Raw genomic sequence first — 15,178 nt, forward strand, 5'->3', positions numbered from 1 at the left:
TCATTCATAGTAGAATTCAGATACGAGTTGGAGGGGACCCCCCTCCTACTCCCGACCCGCCCCGCCTCCCCGGCGGGGCGGGTCGCCCCGTTTCAGCACCCCCTCACCAAGGAGAAGCCGTGTCCCTCCAACTGGATCTCTTCGCGAACGCCGAGCCCGAGCCCTCGCCGGTGCCTCAGACCTTCGCAGCCAAGCCGACCCCGCTTTCGCGGCCCGCTCCCACCTCAACCGCTTCCGCGACTCCGCCGCTTCGGTCCGAGCCCAGGCCGAAGCCCGCAGGGACGCACGATCTCCACTCCAAAGCCTTCGCCCTCGGTGAGGCCGTCACCGGGGCGTGGAACCGGGCACACGGCGGCCCGGACATCGCCGTTCCGATCGGCCTCGTGGCCGCCCTCGCCCTTGTGCGGCAGAAGGACTCCGCCGGACCGGACCTCAAGGCACAGATCCTCGCCCTGAACGGCGGAGAACTGATCGAGATGTACCGCCAGATCTGGGCGCAGCACTGGATGCACCGGCCCGACCTCATCGAGCGGGCCCGCATCCTCCACGAGTGGCTCAACGACGAAAGGACGGTCGACGACCACCGCATCTACGCCGTCCGGGCCGTCACGCAAGCCGCCCTGAAGGGCGGCATCCTCGACCTGACCGGGCACGCCGACCCGTACGAGCGGACCCACACCGACACCCTGTCGCACGTGATGATGCTGCTGCCCAGCAACAGCGCCCAGCAGGGCCTCGGCGAGTACCACACCCCACCGGCGGTGGCCGACGGGCTGGCCGAGGTGGCGGTCATGGTGTCGATGGAGGCGAAGAAGCCGGAGGCGGGCCAGCACATCCACGACCCGGCCGGCGGGAGTGGCGGCTTGCTGCGCGCGGCCGCCCAGCGGCTTCGCCGTCTCGGCTTCGACCCTGCCGACTTCCAGTGGTCGATGGTCGACGTGGACAAGATCGCCGCCGCCTGCGCGGCCGTCAACATGATCGTCTGGGGCATGGGCATGCGGGTGACCGTGGCCTGCGACAACGCACTGTCGAACCCGCGCGCCGTCGAGGACGCCCAGGCCCAGGCGTGCGCCGTGATAGCCCACCGCGACGAGATGCTGGGCAAGGCGCGCATAATCGCCGGGATCCGGCGGACGCAGCAGCTGTTCGAGCAGGTCGTGGCAGCGTGAAGGCGATCAGCTTCGGTGGCGGCGCCCAGAGCATCGGGCTGATGGTCCTCGCGGCCCGCCGCCAGATCCCGCACCGCACCTTCCTCTTCGCCAACGTCGGTGAGGACAGCGAGGATCCACGCACGCTGGACTATGTGGAGAGGGTCGCCGCCCCGTACGCCCGCGCGCACGGCCTCGACCTGCATGTCCTGGATCGGATCACACGTCCGGGGCGGCGTGAGACGTTGTGGGGGCGGCTGATGCAACCGGGGTCGCGGTCCTTGCCGATCCCCGTACGGATGTCGAACGGGGCCCCGGGGACTCGCTCGTGCACCAAGGATTTCAAGATCTCGGTGACGGGCAGGTGGCTGCGCGAGCGCGGCGCCGGCCCGGGCACGCCCGCGGAGGTGGGTATCGGGATCTCCCTGGACGAGATCAGCCGGGCTTCGAACCGGCACGTCGAGAAGTACGAGCGGATCACCTACCCCCTGCTGGACCTGCGGATGCGCCGGACGGACTGCCTATCCGTCATCGCCGAGGAGGGTCTCGAACTTCCGTCGAAGTCGGCGTGCTGGTTCTGCCCGCTGAAGTCCCTGGCTGGCTGGTCCGAGCTACTCCGAGACCGACCGGTGCTGTTCGAGCGCGCCTGCGAGCTGGAAGAGACGCTGATCGCCCGGCGGGCCGCCCTGGATCGCGACCCGGTGTTCCTGACGCGGACCGGCCACCCTCTGGCGGAGGCGGTGACGGCGGCGCAGGAGGAGCTGCCGATGGATGTCGGCTGCGATTCCGGCTGGTGCATGACCTAGCCACCCCACCCCTGACCTGCGGTGATGTGATTGACACCCCCCTCATACATAGTAGAATTTAGGTATGCGCTGAGGGGGAAGCCACCAGCCACAACCAGGAGGAGCACACCGTGACCGGACCGGAGATCGCACTGCGGATCGACCTCAACGGCAACATCCGCGAGCTGGACATCGGCACCGTCCGCGACCAGCAGATCCGGATCATCGGCCGCGCCCTCCTGGACAACATCCAGGCCGTCGACTTCATCCGGCAGCCCACCGACCCCGACATCGTGATCCTGGCCCGCGCCCACCGCGACTGGCAGGAACCCAACCTCCACGCCGCCCGCGCCGTAGACGAACTCGCCGCGACACTCCCGCACTTGATTCAGGGCGAGGTCGTCTTCGCCGGATACACGGCCGCCGGAGCCCTCACCGGCCTGCCCCACGACGCCGCCGAGACCATCCGCGCAGCCTGCCAGCCCCGCTAGACCAACCACCCTTCGGAGAAGGCCACATGAGCACCGACACCGCACCCCGCCTGTCCCTCGTCGACCTCTACATCCTGAGCGACCTGATCGCCGCCCGGCTCGGCGACACCTGGACGAAGTCCGACGACACCACCGACACCGAAGCCATCAGCTTCGACCACACCGCAGGTCACACCATCAGCGTGCGACGGCTGTGGGACGGCGTCGGCGCCCAGACCTCCCTGCGCATGGAAGGCCAGCCCACCTACAACGCGGGAGCCGTCTTCAGCGACTCCGAAGCCACCAGCGACACCCTCCTCAAGGCCATCGAGAACCGCCTGCTCCCCGCCCTCGACGGCCACCGCCCCAAGCTCCAGCAGAGCGGAACCCCCCACCCGCCGCCGGACGCGGACACCGAGCAGGCCCCGGCCGGCAACGAGCCCGCGCAGGACACCCCGACCGTCAACGAGACCGCCAAGCCGAGCGACCCGCCCACCGACACCACGCCCACGGCCCCGCCCGCTGCGAAGCCCCCGGCGAAGGCCAGGAAGGCCCCCGCGGCCAAGCCGAAGAAGGCAGCCACAGCGGCGAAGCCCACCACAGCGCGCCACACCGCCAAGGCCGCCGGGGCCCCCAGGGCCACCAAGCGCGCGACGACCCGCACGACCACGACCACCAGCGCCTGACAAGACCCCACCGGTGCGGGCGGCGACCCCGCCCGCACGCCAACCCGTAAGGACGAAAACCATGACCGCTACCGCGATCGAGCCCACCACCCCCACCACCATCGCCGCCTACGAAGGCCACTTCGGCTGGTACGACCCCCGCGAGCTGGTGATCGACCCGTTCAACCACCGCAAGACCCGAGGTGAGGACGACAACGGCACCGAGCCCGACCAGGCACTCATCGACTCCATCGTGGAGTTCGGCGTCAACGCCCCCCTGCTCCTGCGCCCGCAGACCGGCGCGCAGGACGGCGCCCTCGGCGTCGTCTTCGGCCAGCGCCGCATGAAGGCTGCGATCATCGCCGCCGAGCGAGCCATAGAAGCCGGACAGCCGATCCGCCTCGTGCCGGCCATCGTCCGCGAGGACCTCCGCGACGTGGACGACGAGGCCCTGGCCCTGTCCGTCATCGAGAACGTCCACCGCCGCCAGGCGACCACCCTCGATGTCCTCGACGCCGCAGAACAGCTGTCCCTCATGCCTGTCGGCAAACTGCGTAAGAAGCGCGCCGCCCGCGCCCTGGGCATCAAGCCCGAGGAGGTCGCCGCCGCCCCGCAGGCGGCCAAGCTCAGCGAACGCGCGCTGCGCGAAGCCAACGCCGCCGCTTTCGACCTGGTGGAGATGGCCGACTACCACTCCGTCGAGACCCTCGGGGGAGCCCTGACCACCCTCAAGGGCGCCAAGAGGAAGGACACGGAGGCAGGCGATTCCTCACGCGGCCACTGGGCACACGCCCTCGCCGAGCTCCGTCAGAAGCAGAAGGACGAGGAGGAGCGGGCCCGCCTCATCGAGGACTTCAAGGCCAAGGGCATCCCGGTCGTCGCTTGGAACGCGAACCGCGAGCACGGCACCTCGCGCCGCCTCAGCGACCTCGTCAGCGACATCGGGAACACCATGACGGCCGAACTGCACCAGGAGTGCCCCGGCCACGCGGTCGCCCTGGTCCCCGGCGACACCGAGGTGGAGTGGCTGTGCGCGGACTGGAAGCGGTACGACCACGAACTCACCGGCTCCGCGTCCGCAGCGGCCAAGGCCCCCAAGTCGACGCCGGAGATGCTGGAGGCCGTCCGCAAGGTCCGGCGCTACAACAAGGCCTGGAGGACAGCCCGCGACGTGCGCCGCGAGTACATCGGCCAGCTCTGCGCGGCCGGCGGCGAGGCCAATGACGCGACGTGGACGCTGATCCTGTCCACGATCACAGGGACCTCCGCCAACTACGGCCGGGCGGCCTCACGCCCGAAGACCGATCTGATCAGCTCCTTCCTCAACATGGCGGACCCCAACGAAGGGCGCGGCCACTGGGACCGCGTGGCCAACCCGTACGGGCCGGTGATCGCCACCACGGCGAAGACGCGGCGCTGGCGCCTGCTGCTGGCCCAGGTGGCAGCGATGTTCGAGAGCGAGGTCATGCACGACGGCGCGTGGCGCAACATCGATCAGGACACGGTGACCTGGCTGTCGTTCCTCAAGGAGCAGGGCTACAAGCTGAGCGAGGTCGAGACCGAGGTCCTGGCCGAGGGCATCAAGAAGTACAAGCCCCGCCCGAAGAAGTCCAAGTAGCCCCCTCCCCCACCTCTCCGCCGGCGGCCTCATCGAGGCCGCCGCCGGGCGCATACCCGAAGGCAGACCATGAACGAGAACGCGAACACCACGGACAGCACCATGCCCGCGACCTGGCACCGGCCTGAGTTCCAGGGCAGGGAGAAGGAACTCATCCACCTCGCGGCCGGCGCCAAGATCGCCGGAGTGACCCGGTCGGCAGTCAGTAACTGGGCAGCCCGGCACGCCGACTTCCCCAAGCTCGTCCTGGAGACAGGCCCAAAGACCCGCCGAACCAAGTACGTGGTGGAGTTCGAGTTCATGGAATTCGCGGAGCTGAGGGGTTCGACGGTCACCCCGCGGAGGGCCCCTTCGCCGCACAGGCCTGGCGCCGTCATCGACGCGGCGCACCTGGAGCGCTGCGAGAGGCAGGTGGCCAGACTCCGGGACCTCGAGATACGGCGGGCAGCCAAGCTCGCGGAGACCCGACGTGCGCTGAAGGCGGCGCGTGCGCGCCTCGCCGAAGCCGAGGCGACGGCGAGAGGCAGGTAGGGGAAGTCGTTCTTCAAGCCCAGTTGACCCCCCTCCCGTTCATAGTAGAATTTAGATATGAACGGGAGGGGCACCACCGCAAACCCTCACCAAAACCCACCCCAACCGGAAGATGCGCAATGACCTATTTGAAGGAACGCACCATCAACATCAGCGGCGTCTCCGTCACCATCCGCACCAGCAACCGAACCACCCTCGAACTCGACGTAGCCAGCACCGGCAACATCATCGTCCGAGGCCCCGACACCACCACCGACGACGAAGCCCACGACCTCGTCAACCGCCGACGCCGCTGGATATACCGCCAGCTCACCCACCTCTGCGAGACCGCACCCGACAACCCGACCAAAGCCATCAAGAACGGCGAAACCTTCCCCTTCTTCGGCCGCCTCCACACCCTCCGCATCACCCGGCAGGAGGCCGGCGCCAGCGCCGCCATCGCCTACACCCACCCCGACCTCGGCCCCACCATCGACCTCCGCCAGCACGCCGCGACAAACGAGGACGATGCCCGCCGAACCCTCATCAATCTCTACGCCAACGAGACCCGAGAATGGCTGAAAAATCACGGCCGCCGCATCACACAACTCACCACGAAGCCGGACATCGAACTCAAGGTGTCCTGGCGCGCCCGCACCCGATGGATCACCCGCCACAAGGACGGAAGCCTCACCCTCCACTGGGCCCTCAGCCAACTCCCCGCCATCCACCTCCGCGAACTCCTCCACCGCACCCTCGACATCCACTCCGTCGCCGACGGCCACGAACTCGACCAGCACCTCCAAGCACTCTGGCTCGGCCGGCTCCAGCTCGACCCCGAACCCGGGCCGCCCACCAACCCCCAGGGCGACACCTGCCCGAAGTGCCACGCACACCCCGGCCAACTCCACACCGACAGGTGCACCATCGCGCGATGCGCCCTCACCGGACGCCAGCGCAGCGGCTGCAACCACCCCGGGACCGGCTGCCTCACGCTCTGGTCCGGACGCTGGCCCGGCGATGAGGAGTGCGAGGAGTACGGCTTCTACTACCGCGATGGCGCCAGCGGCGCCGAGCCCTGCAACGCCGACGACGAAGACGCGGCGTACGACCTGAACCGGCTCCACCGCGAGTGCACGTGGGACGTACGCCTCCAGCGCATGGTCCTCCCCGACTGAGACGTGGATCGCCTCAATATCTCCGAGGGGTCGGGAACTAAGTGAGGTGGTCAATCGATTGAATGTCTCGCCCGAGCTGCCCGTTCCCCACCTCTCCACCCCACATAGCCCTCACCAGCAGGCCTCCCGGGGGACGCGGGGGACACCGGGGGGACAGAAGTCTAAGGAAAGCCAGGGAAGGGCCAGGAAGGCTAAGCCTCCACGTGTCGATCCGAAGACAGAGCCTGCCTAGCATCCGGCAGGATGGCCGGCGGCCGCAGGGCCGCAGGGCCGCGAAAGCTCACAGAATCCTCGCGGAGCACCCGCCGGGCCGTGGCGAAACTGCTGCCCCAGGCAGTGCGACAGGGGCCTCAAAACCCAGTAATCTCCCCTAAATGACGGCACTTTCACACCACAGCAACGGTCACGTCGAGCAGCCCGGCCGCGACGGGCACACCGCGACCGCCGAGGCCGATCCGCACGCCATCGGGCCCGTGCAGACCTCGTACGCCCCCGATCGCGACGGGGATCCCGATCCCGGCGAGATCGTGTGGACCTGGGTTCCGTTCGAGGAGAACGACGGGCGCGGCAAGGACCGGCCGGTGCTGGTCGTGGCCCGCGAGGCGAGCGGCACGCTCCTCGCCGTGCAGCTGTCCAGCAAGCGGCACGACCACGACCGGGAGTGGGTCCCCATCGGGACCGGGCCGTGGGACAGCGCGGGCCGGGAGTCCTGGGTGGACGTGGACCGGGTGCTGCGCGTACACGAGGACGGCATGCGGCGCGAGGCCTGCGCGCTGGACCGGGGCCGGTTCCAGCTCGTCGTGGACCGGCTGCGCGAGCGGTACGGCTGGCGCTAGCCCGTCCGGGCCTGGGTCTGGGCCTGGGGGGTTGTGCCGTGACGGCGGCGGGAGTCGGGCCGCAGGCAGGGCCGGCCCTCGCCTCGGCGTCGGCGGGGGTGTCGGTCGGGGCCAGTTCCCGTACGGCCCCCGGCTCTCCGCTCCCGGCCCGCCTCTCCGACGTGTGCTCTCCCCGCCCCCTTGCGACAATGGGGCCATGACCGGCACAGGGCCCCAGGGCCCGGGACGCTACGGCGAGCGGGTCTTCCGCCCCGAGGCCGGCGGCGAGGGGGACCGGATCGACCTCGGCTCCCTCACCTACGACGGGACGACCGTGTCCCGGCTGCGGCAGCTGGGCGTGGGCCCGGGCTGGACCTGTCTGGACGTCGGCGCGGGAACCGGGACGGTGGCGCGCCGGCTGCTGGAGGAGGCGGGGGTCGCGGAGGTCCTCGCGGTGGACCGGGACGTACGCTTCCTCGCCGCGCACCCCGTGCCGGGACTGACCCCGCTGCAGGCGGACATCACCGCGGACGGTTTCTCCCCGGGCCTCTTCCGGCTGGTCCACGCCCGCTTCGTCCTCATGCACCTGCCGGACCGGCCGCGGCTGGTCGCCCGGCTCGTCGAGCTGCTCGCCCCCGGCGGAGTCCTTGTGATCAGCGACGCCGTGGACCTGACGACGGAATCCGCGCCCCCCACCCCGTACACCGACACGATGCGGGCCATGTGGCGCGGGCTGCGCGACAGCATCGGGACGGACGTGTCGCAGGTGGTCCACCACCCCGAGCTGCTGGAGGCGGCGGGGCTGGAATCGGTGGCGGCCGAGATCCACGTACCGCCACTGCTGCCGGGCAGCCCGATCAGCCGGTTCTGGGCGGACACCTGGGACCGGGCCCGGGCGGACATGCTGGCGACGGGGCTCCTCGACGAGGACCGGCTCGCCGGGGCCCTGCGGCTGCTGGACTCCCCCGGGTACGCCGGGCTGTCGCCCGGCATGCTCACGGCCTGGGGCTGGAAACCCGCAGCGCCCGAAGCTTCGTAGGCTTCCGTCGCTATCCGGCGCCCGGCTGGTTACTCGGGGGTAGGCCTGCTCCGTCCGGGTGTTGTACGGTCCCTCCCGTCAGCGGAACGCCGGCGAACGCCGGCGGGCGTCAGATGAGTGAGGCGGTCGTCCATGGCGGACCATGACCTGACGGACCATGACCTGTCGGGCTTCGAACGCGACGCGTTCACCCACGGGGGCAGCACGCGTCCCGTCCTGCGCCTCGGCAGCGGACCCGCGGTGATCGTGATCGCGGAGATCCCCGGGATCACCCCGAAGGTGCTGGAGTTCGCCGAGCGGGTGGCCGCGCTGGGCTGCACCGCCGTGCTCCCGGTGCTGTTCGGCACGCCCGGACGCGACCCCCACCCCACGGCCCACGGCCTGCTGCGGGGCGCGCTGTACACCGCGTCCAGCCTCTGGAACATCTGCGTGAGCCGGGAGTTCACCGTCCTGGCGACCGGCCGGAGTTCGCCCGTCGTGAGCTGGCTGCGCGCGCTGTCCGCGTACGAGCACAAGCGCTGCGGCGGCCCGGGCGTGGGCGCCGTCGGCATGTGCCTGACCGGCGGCTTCGCCCTCGCCATGGCCGTCGACGAGCACCTCCTCGTGCCGGTCCTGTCGCAGCCGTCCCTCCCCCTGGGCATCACCGCCCGCCGGCGGGACGGCATCGACATCTCCCCCGAGGACCTCGCCACCGTCCGCGGACGCTGCGAGCGCGAGGGCCTGCAGGTGCTGGGGCTGCGCTTCAGGAGCGACCGGCTCACCCCCGGCGCCCGTTTCGCGTTCCTGCGCCGCGAGCTCGGCGAGGCCTTCGTCGCCGTCGAGCTGGAGGACGCCGACGCCAACCCGGAAGCCGTGCTGCCGCCGCACTCCGTCCTCACCGAGCACCTCGTCGACCGGCCCGGTCAGGCCACCCGCGCGGCTCTGGACCAAGTGCTCGAACTCTTGCGGACCCGCCTGCTCCCGGACGCGGCCCAGGCCGGGCCCGGGCCCTAGGACCGGCCCTGGCCCTAGCCCTGGTCCTGGCCCTAGCCCTGGTCCTGGTCCTGGTCCGAGCCCTAGCCCTGGTCCGAGACCTGCCCCTGCCCCACCCCCGCCAGCACCCGCTCGAACGTCTCCCGCGTCTCCGGCTTCCGGTCGAGCACGCCGAAGACCACTCGTTCGAACACGCCCGCGAACCGCCCCGTCAACAGCCCCCGGAAGGCCTCCGCCACCTGGGCGGGGTCGTTCTGGAAGACCCCGCACCCCCAGGCGCCCAGCACCAGCCCCCGGTAGCCGTGCAGGGCGGCCACCTCCAGCACCAGCTCCGCGCGGCGCGCGAGCGCGGCGGGGATCTCGGGCTCGCGGTCCGGTTCCTGGCGGCGGATGGTGCCCGCGTTCGGGGCCGGTGACGTGAGGAATCCGGCGCGGAAGGGGGTGTCCAGCAGGTCGCCCCGGTCGTCGCGGAAGACGGGGACCCCGGGCGAGTGAATCACCCGGTCGGTGTAGAAGGTGCTGACCCCGGCCCGGTGGATCTCGTAGTACTCCGGGGCCTCCAGGAGGGTCTCGTACAGCGCCGAGGCGCGGCAGAGTGCCTCCTCCTGGGCCTTGGCCCCGCGGACGTAGCCGCCCCCGGGATTCCGGGCCGAAGCGAAGTTCAGGACGGCCACCGGGACCGTGCGGACCGTGCCCGGGACCTCCTCGGCTAGCCGGCGGGCGGCGACCGTGCTGCTCTCGCCGGTGACCTCGACGACGGTCCGGTGGCTGTCCTTCGAGGCCGGTTCGCCTGGAATGACCCGGTTTGGGCCATATATCCTGGTTCCTGCCTTGGCCTCCGCCACGGCGGCGGCGAGCGACACCTGCCGTCCCGACCGCGTCCGGTACCCCCCGGCCGCCACGATCTCCGCGTTCTCCCGCGCGATCTCGCGCAATCTGCCACTCATACGGCGATCTTCGGCGCTCCGGCAGGGCGCCCGCAATGGGTTTGTGCCCCAAGGGACGGGTAGGCACGAGTGATGTCACAACCGACGACAGGAGACGAGGGCCCCGTCATGCCCCAGGACTCACTCACCCGACTGACCGAAGAAGATGCCGAGGAACTGATCCACGGCATCTGTTTCAAGACCGGCCCGCCCCGCCTGCTGGGCGCGGAGCTCGAATGGCTGGTGTTCGAATCCGAACGACCCGACCGGCCCGTTTCCCACGAACGCCTGGCCGCCGCGCACGATGCGGCCCGCGCCCTCCCCCTCGGCTCCCGCGTCACCGTCGAGCCCGGCGGCCAGCTGGAGCTCAGCTCGGCCCCCGCCTCCTCCCTGACCGGCTGCGTCGACGGCCTGCAGTCCGACCTGAAGGCCGTCCGGGGCGTCCTGCGCGACCAGGGCCTGGCCCTGCGCGGACTCGGCCAGGACCCGCGCCGGCCGCTGCGGCGGATGCTGGCCAGCCCGCGGTACGAGGCCATGGAGGCCTACTTCGACCGCACCGGCCCGGCCGGACGCGCCATGATGTGCGCCTCGGCCTCCGTCCAGGTGTGCGTGGACGCCGGTCACGAGGAGCCCGGGCCGCTGGGCCACGGCAGGCGCTGGCGGCTCGCCCACCTCCTCGGTGCGGTGCTGGTCGCCTCCTTCGCCAACTCCCCCGCGCACGAAGGCCCGTACGCCGGCTGGCGCTGCGCCCGCCAAGGGGTCTGGAGCGACATCGACACCCGGCGCTCCCTCGCCCCGCCCCTGGAGGCGGAGCCGCGCGGTGCGTGGATCCGGCAGGCGCTGGACACCGAGGTGATGTGCGTGCGGACGACCGAAGACTGCGGGACGGGCGATGAGGACGGCGGGCCGGGCGGGGCCGGAGGGACCCGCGCGGAGCGTGCGCCCTGGGCGGTACCGCGCGGGCTGACCTTCCGCGACTGGCTGCGCTCCGACAACGGCCTGCGCCCGCCGACCGCCGGGGATCTGGACTACCACCTGACCACCCTCTTCCCACCGGTACGGCCCCGGGGCCATCTGGAGCTGCGGATGATCGACGCCCAGCCCGGCGAGGACGGCTGGCTGGTACCCGTGGCCGTCACGCACGCGCTGTTCGACGACCCGGAGGCGGCGGAGACCGCGTACCGGGTGGCGAAGGGGCTGGCCGACTCCTACGGCGCCCAGCCCGCGCCGCGCAATCCACTGTGGCGCTCCGCCGCTCGCGACGCCCTGACCGATCCGGAGCTGCGCTCCGCCGCCCGCGCCTGCTTCCGGGCCGCGGCCTCGGCGCTGCCCCGGCTGGGAGCCGACAGCCACATCGTCGACACCGTCGGGGAGTTCACCGAGCGCTACGTCTCCCGTGGCCGATGTCCGGCCGACGACGACCGGACCGAACCACACCCGCTCCGGAAGCAGAAGCCGGCACACAGGCAGACGCAGGCGCAGACCCGGGCGCAGCAGACCCCGCACACCCTGCCGACCGGCGAGGAGGCACGCTCATGACCGCCGAACCGGAGCTCCTGCGCGAGCGGGCCGCCGCCGCCCTGACCGCGGCGCGCGTCCGTACGGCCGGACTCACCGATGCCGTCACCGAAGCCGAACTGACCGCCCAGCACTCCCCCTTGATGTCTCCGCTGGTCTGGGACCTCGCGCACATCGGGAACATGGAGGAGCTCTGGCTGCTGCGCAACGTGGCCGGCCGGGAGTCGATGCACCCCGAGATAGACCCGCTCTACGACGCCTTCGAGCATCCCCGTGCGGAGCGCCCGAAGTTGCCGCTGCTGAGCCCCGACGAGGCCCGCCGGTACGCCGCCGAGGTCCGCGGCCGGGTCTTCGACCTGCTGGACCGCACCCCCTTGGAGGGCACGGCCCTGCTGGACGGCGGCTATGTCTTCGGGATGATCGCCCAGCACGAACAGCAGCACGACGAGACGATGCTGATCACCCATCAGCTACGAAAGGGCGCGCCGGTGCTGGCGGCGCCCGACCCCGAACCCCCGCAGGGACCTCCGCCGGCAGCGGCCGAAGTGCTCGTACCCGCCGGGCCGTTCACGATGGGGACCTCCGCCGAGCCCTGGTCGCTGGACAACGAGCGGCCCGCGCACGTCCGCGAGGTCGAGGCGTTCTGGATCGACACCGTTCCGGTGACCAATGCCGCCTACCAGGAGTTCATGGCGGACGGCGGCTACCGCGAGGAGCGGTGGTGGGAAGCCGCCGGCTGGGCGGAGATCCGCCGGCACGGGATCGAGGCCCCGCTGTTCTGGCACCGCGAGGGCGGCACCTGGCTGCGCCGCCGCTTCGGGGTCACCGAGCCGGTGCCCGGGGACGAGCCGGTGCTGCACGTGAGCTGGTACGAGGCCGACGCGTACGCCCGCTGGGCGGGGCGCCGGCTGCCCACCGAGGCGGAGTGGGAGAAGGCCGCCCGGCACGACCCGGCGGCCGGGCGCTCCACCCGCTACCCGTGGGGCGACGCGGACCCCACGCCGAAGCACGCCAATCTCGGCCAGCGCCACCTGCGGCCGGCCCGAGCGGGCGGCTATCCGGCCGGGGCCTCCCCGCTCGGGGTGCGCCAGCTCATCGGCGACGTGTGGGAGTGGACGGCTTCGGACTTCCTCCCCTACCCGGGCTTCCGGGCGTTCCCCTACCGCGAGTACTCGGAGGTGTTCTTCGGCCCCGAGCACAAGGTGCTGCGCGGCGGTTCCTTCGCCGTGGACCCCGTGGCCTGCCGGGGCACGTTCCGCAACTGGGACCTGCCGGTGCGCCGGCAGATCTTCTCCGGGTTCCGGACCGCGCGCAGCGCCGGCCCCGCGGGCCCCACAGACCCCGCACGCTCGACGGGCCCCGCACGCTCGACAGGCCCCGCAGTCCCCGCAGGCCCCGCAGACTCCGCCGGGCAGGCCTGATGTGCCGTCACCTCGCCTACCTCGGGGCGCCCGTGAGCCTCGGCAGGGTGCTGAGCGAGCCCGAGCACTCGCTGGTCCGGCAGTCGTGGGAGCCGCGCCGCCAGCGTTCCGGCACGGTCAACGCGGACGGCTTCGGCGTCGGCTGGTACGCGGAGGGGGACCCGGTTCCCGCCCGCTACCGCCGGGCCGGGCCGATCTGGGGCGACCTGACCTTCAGCGATCTCGCCCGGGTGGTCCGCAGCGGGGCCGTGCTGGCCGCCGTACGGGACGCCACGCGGCCCGGGGCGGACGGGGAGGCGGCGGCCGCCCCGTTCGCGGAGGGGCTGTGGCTGTTCAGCCACAACGGGTCGCTGCGGGACTGGCCGGACTCCGCGGCCCCGGTCGCGGCCGGGCTGCCGCCCCAGGAACTGCTGTCGCTGGCAGCCCGTACGGATTCGGCGCTGATCTGGGCGCTGGTCCTGCACCGGCTGCGGAAGGACCCGGACCTCGGTGCGGCACTGGCCGGGACGGTCCGGGAGCTGGCCGAGGCCGCGCCGGGATCCCGGCTGAACCTGCTGCTGACCGACGGCCGGGCCATCGCGGCGACGGCCTGGGGGGATTCCCTGTGGTACCTGACCGACGCGGCGGCGCAGCGCACGGTGGTGGCCTCCGAGCCCTACGACGACGACCCGCGCTGGTGCGAGGTACCCGACCGGACCCTGCTGACCGCCACCCGCACCCGGGTCGACCTCGTCTCCCTGAAGGAGACCCCCGCCGCCCCACCGCACACATCACCCGCACCCGCATTGCACGCACCGCACGCACCGCACGCACCGCTTGCGCCGCATCAAGGAGAAGAAGGCCAGTGAACGACTTCCAGCTGACCCGCACCCTCGACGAGCACGCCGCCGAGGCGGCGCTGCGCACGGACGTGCGCGACGGGCTGACCCGGTCCCCCAAGTCGCTGCCGCCCAAGTGGTTCTACGATGCCCGCGGCAGTGAACTCTTCGAGGAGATAACCCGGTTGCCCGAGTACTACCCGACGCGCGCCGAGCGGGAGATCCTGCTCGAGCGGGCCCGGGAGATCGCCTCGGTGAGCGGGGCCCGCACCCTGGTGGAGCTGGGTTCCGGCTCCTCGGAGAAGACCCGGCACCTGATCGAGGCGCTGCCCGCGCTGGACACGTACGTCCCGGTGGACGTGAGCGAGAGCGCGCTGACCGGGGCGGCGAAGATCCTGCTGGATGAGCATCCGGGCCTGCGCGTACACGCGTTGCTGGCCGACTTCACCCGGGCGATGCGGCTGCCGGAGTCGCCCGGTCCCCGGCTGGTGGTGTTCCTGGGCGGCACGATCGGGAACCTGCTGCCGGCGGAGCGGGCCGTGTTCCTGGCGGACGTACGGGCGATGCTGTCGCCCGGGGACGCCCTGCTGATGGGGACGGACCTGGTGAAGGACCCGGCCGTCCTGGTGTCGGCGTACGACGATGCCCAGGGGGTGACCGCCGAGTTCAACCAGAACGTGCTGTCCGTGGTGAACCGGGAGTTGGGCGCGGATTTCCACACCGCCGACTTCGAGCACGTGGCGGTGTGGAACCGGGAGCACGAGTGGATCGAAATGCGACTGCGGGCCCGCGGGCCGGTGGTGGTGAAGGTCCGGGCGCTGGATCTGGAGGTGCCCTTCGAGGCGGGTGAGGAGATCCTGACGGAGATCTCGGCGAAGTTCCGTCAGGAGGGCGTACGCCGGGAACTCGCTTCTGCCGGACTGGAGTTGACGCATTGGTGGACTGACGCGGCGGGCCGCTTCGCCCTGTCCCTGTCGGTGGCGGACGGTATCGGCACCGACAGCTGGGAGGGTACGCCGGACAGCAGCGGCGCCGCCGGTCGCGACGAGGGCGCCGGTTCGGCGGGTTCGGCGAGCACCGCGGCCTGAGCCGCCGCCGCGAGGTCCCGCCGGTGCGCGTACCGGCCCGGCGGGATCCGCGGCAGCAGCCACACCTCGGCGCGGACCCCGCGGGACCGCGCGATCCGCCACAGCGAGGCGGTCAGCACGTCGTCGCCGACGAAGGCGGGCGCCCCGGCCGTCCCCCCGCCGTCGGACAAGTAGCTGATCCGTACGGGCTGTACGGGTACCCGCGCG

15 protein-coding genes are annotated in these 15,178 nt (G+C 71.7%); 14 read left to right on the forward strand and 1 reads right to left on the reverse strand.

The window, feature by feature from the left end; all coding sequences use genetic code 11:
- Nucleotides 1-119 precede the first annotated feature (119 nt).
- The 10 genes from ACODT5_RS07865 to ACODT5_RS07910 all read left to right on the forward strand — a co-directional run bounded on the left by ACODT5_RS07865 (nt 120) and on the right by ACODT5_RS07910 (nt 9,221).
- Nucleotides 120-1,169: an N-6 DNA methylase gene (locus ACODT5_RS07865; protein WP_422518458.1), complete on the forward strand. Its 1,050-nt coding sequence runs from the start codon at nt 120-122 to the stop codon at nt 1,167-1,169.
- Nucleotides 1,166-1,954, forward strand: coding sequence for an adenine nucleotide alpha hydrolase family protein (locus tag ACODT5_RS07870; protein ID WP_422518459.1), 789 nt, complete (start codon nt 1,166-1,168; stop codon nt 1,952-1,954). The genes ACODT5_RS07865 and ACODT5_RS07870 overlap by 4 nt, the downstream gene beginning before the upstream one ends.
- A 110-nt stretch (nt 1,955-2,064) precedes the next feature.
- On the forward strand, nt 2,065-2,424 hold the full coding sequence (locus ACODT5_RS07875) for a hypothetical protein (protein ID WP_422518460.1): 360 nt from the start codon (nt 2,065-2,067) through the stop codon (nt 2,422-2,424).
- Nucleotides 2,425-2,450: 26 nt separating this feature from the next.
- On the forward strand, nt 2,451-3,089 hold the full coding sequence (locus tag ACODT5_RS07880) for a hypothetical protein (protein ID WP_422518461.1): 639 nt from the start codon (nt 2,451-2,453) through the stop codon (nt 3,087-3,089).
- A gap of 61 nt (nt 3,090-3,150) precedes the next feature.
- Nucleotides 3,151-4,686: a ParB/RepB/Spo0J family partition protein gene (locus ACODT5_RS07885; protein WP_422518462.1), complete on the forward strand. Its 1,536-nt coding sequence runs from the start codon at nt 3,151-3,153 to the stop codon at nt 4,684-4,686.
- Between the two features lie 69 nt (nt 4,687-4,755).
- The gene (locus ACODT5_RS07890; RefSeq protein ID WP_422518463.1) at nt 4,756-5,217 is read left to right on the forward strand and encodes a hypothetical protein; all 462 of its coding nucleotides are present in this window, start codon (nt 4,756-4,758) and stop codon (nt 5,215-5,217) included.
- 119 nt (nt 5,218-5,336) lie between these two features.
- On the forward strand, nt 5,337-6,374 hold the full coding sequence (locus ACODT5_RS07895) for a YgjP-like metallopeptidase domain-containing protein (protein WP_422518464.1): 1,038 nt from the start codon (nt 5,337-5,339) through the stop codon (nt 6,372-6,374).
- 374 nt (nt 6,375-6,748) lie between these two features.
- Nucleotides 6,749-7,210: a type II toxin-antitoxin system PemK/MazF family toxin gene (locus ACODT5_RS07900; protein ID WP_422518465.1), complete on the forward strand. Its 462-nt coding sequence runs from the start codon at nt 6,749-6,751 to the stop codon at nt 7,208-7,210.
- A gap of 196 nt (nt 7,211-7,406) precedes the next feature.
- Nucleotides 7,407-8,228 (forward strand): class I SAM-dependent methyltransferase, encoded by an 822-nt coding sequence (locus tag ACODT5_RS07905; RefSeq protein WP_422518466.1) that lies wholly within the window; start codon nt 7,407-7,409, stop codon nt 8,226-8,228.
- Nucleotides 8,229-8,375: 147 nt separating this feature from the next.
- On the forward strand, nt 8,376-9,221 hold the full coding sequence (locus tag ACODT5_RS07910; RefSeq protein WP_422519591.1) for a dienelactone hydrolase family protein: 846 nt from the start codon (nt 8,376-8,378) through the stop codon (nt 9,219-9,221).
- Between the two features lie 62 nt (nt 9,222-9,283).
- Here ACODT5_RS07910 and ACODT5_RS07915 read toward each other — a convergent pair whose 3' ends face one another.
- Nucleotides 9,284-10,147, reverse strand: a complete 864-nt coding sequence (locus ACODT5_RS07915; protein WP_422518467.1) for a TIGR02452 family protein — start codon at nt 10,145-10,147, stop codon at nt 9,284-9,286.
- A 108-nt stretch (nt 10,148-10,255) separates the two neighbouring features.
- Here ACODT5_RS07915 and egtA point away from each other — a divergent pair, with 108 nt between their 5' ends.
- From egtA to egtD, 4 genes are read left to right on the forward strand one after another with little or no spacing between them, the layout of a single operon-like run.
- A complete protein-coding gene (gene egtA / locus ACODT5_RS07920) occupies nt 10,256-11,665 on the forward strand; it encodes an ergothioneine biosynthesis glutamate--cysteine ligase EgtA (RefSeq protein ID WP_422518468.1) in 1,410 nt (469 codons plus the stop codon).
- Nucleotides 11,662-13,065 (forward strand): ergothioneine biosynthesis protein EgtB, encoded by a 1,404-nt coding sequence (egtB, locus tag ACODT5_RS07925; protein WP_422518469.1) that lies wholly within the window; start codon nt 11,662-11,664, stop codon nt 13,063-13,065. The genes egtA and egtB overlap by 4 nt, the downstream gene beginning before the upstream one ends.
- The gene (gene egtC / locus ACODT5_RS07930) at nt 13,065-13,913 is read left to right on the forward strand and encodes an ergothioneine biosynthesis protein EgtC (protein WP_422518470.1); all 849 of its coding nucleotides are present in this window, start codon (nt 13,065-13,067) and stop codon (nt 13,911-13,913) included. The genes egtB and egtC overlap by 1 nt, the downstream gene beginning before the upstream one ends.
- Nucleotides 13,910-14,971, forward strand: a complete 1,062-nt coding sequence (egtD, locus tag ACODT5_RS07935; RefSeq protein ID WP_422518471.1) for an L-histidine N(alpha)-methyltransferase — start codon at nt 13,910-13,912, stop codon at nt 14,969-14,971. Before egtC ends, egtD begins: the two co-directional genes overlap by 4 nt.
- The last annotated feature ends 207 nt before the right edge of the window (nt 14,972-15,178 follow it).

Source organism: Streptomyces tatrensis, assembly GCF_049310065.1.
Classification (GTDB): domain Bacteria; phylum Actinomycetota; class Actinomycetes; order Streptomycetales; family Streptomycetaceae; genus Streptomyces.

What these genes read in the sequence shown, in the direction of transcription:
- ACODT5_RS07880 (WP_422518461.1), top strand. Translation starts at nt 2,451, where the DNA reads ATGAGCACCGACACCGCACCCCGCCTGTCCCTCGTCGACCTCTACATC.
- ACODT5_RS07885 (WP_422518462.1), top strand. Translation starts at nt 3,151, where the DNA reads ATGACCGCTACCGCGATCGAGCCCACCACCCCCACCACCATCGCCGCC.
- ACODT5_RS07890 (WP_422518463.1), top strand. Translation starts at nt 4,756, where the DNA reads ATGAACGAGAACGCGAACACCACGGACAGCACCATGCCCGCGACCTGG.
- ACODT5_RS07895 (WP_422518464.1), top strand. Translation starts at nt 5,337, where the DNA reads ATGACCTATTTGAAGGAACGCACCATCAACATCAGCGGCGTCTCCGTC.
- ACODT5_RS07900 (WP_422518465.1), top strand. Translation starts at nt 6,749, where the DNA reads ATGACGGCACTTTCACACCACAGCAACGGTCACGTCGAGCAGCCCGGC.
- ACODT5_RS07905 (WP_422518466.1), top strand. Translation starts at nt 7,407, where the DNA reads ATGACCGGCACAGGGCCCCAGGGCCCGGGACGCTACGGCGAGCGGGTC.
- ACODT5_RS07915 (WP_422518467.1), bottom strand. Translation starts at nt 10,147, where the DNA reads ATGAGTGGCAGATTGCGCGAGATCGCGCGGGAGAACGCGGAGATCGTG.
- egtA (WP_422518468.1), top strand. Translation starts at nt 10,256, where the DNA reads ATGCCCCAGGACTCACTCACCCGACTGACCGAAGAAGATGCCGAGGAA.
- egtB (WP_422518469.1), top strand. Translation starts at nt 11,662, where the DNA reads ATGACCGCCGAACCGGAGCTCCTGCGCGAGCGGGCCGCCGCCGCCCTG.
- egtC (WP_422518470.1), top strand. Translation starts at nt 13,065, where the DNA reads ATGTGCCGTCACCTCGCCTACCTCGGGGCGCCCGTGAGCCTCGGCAGG.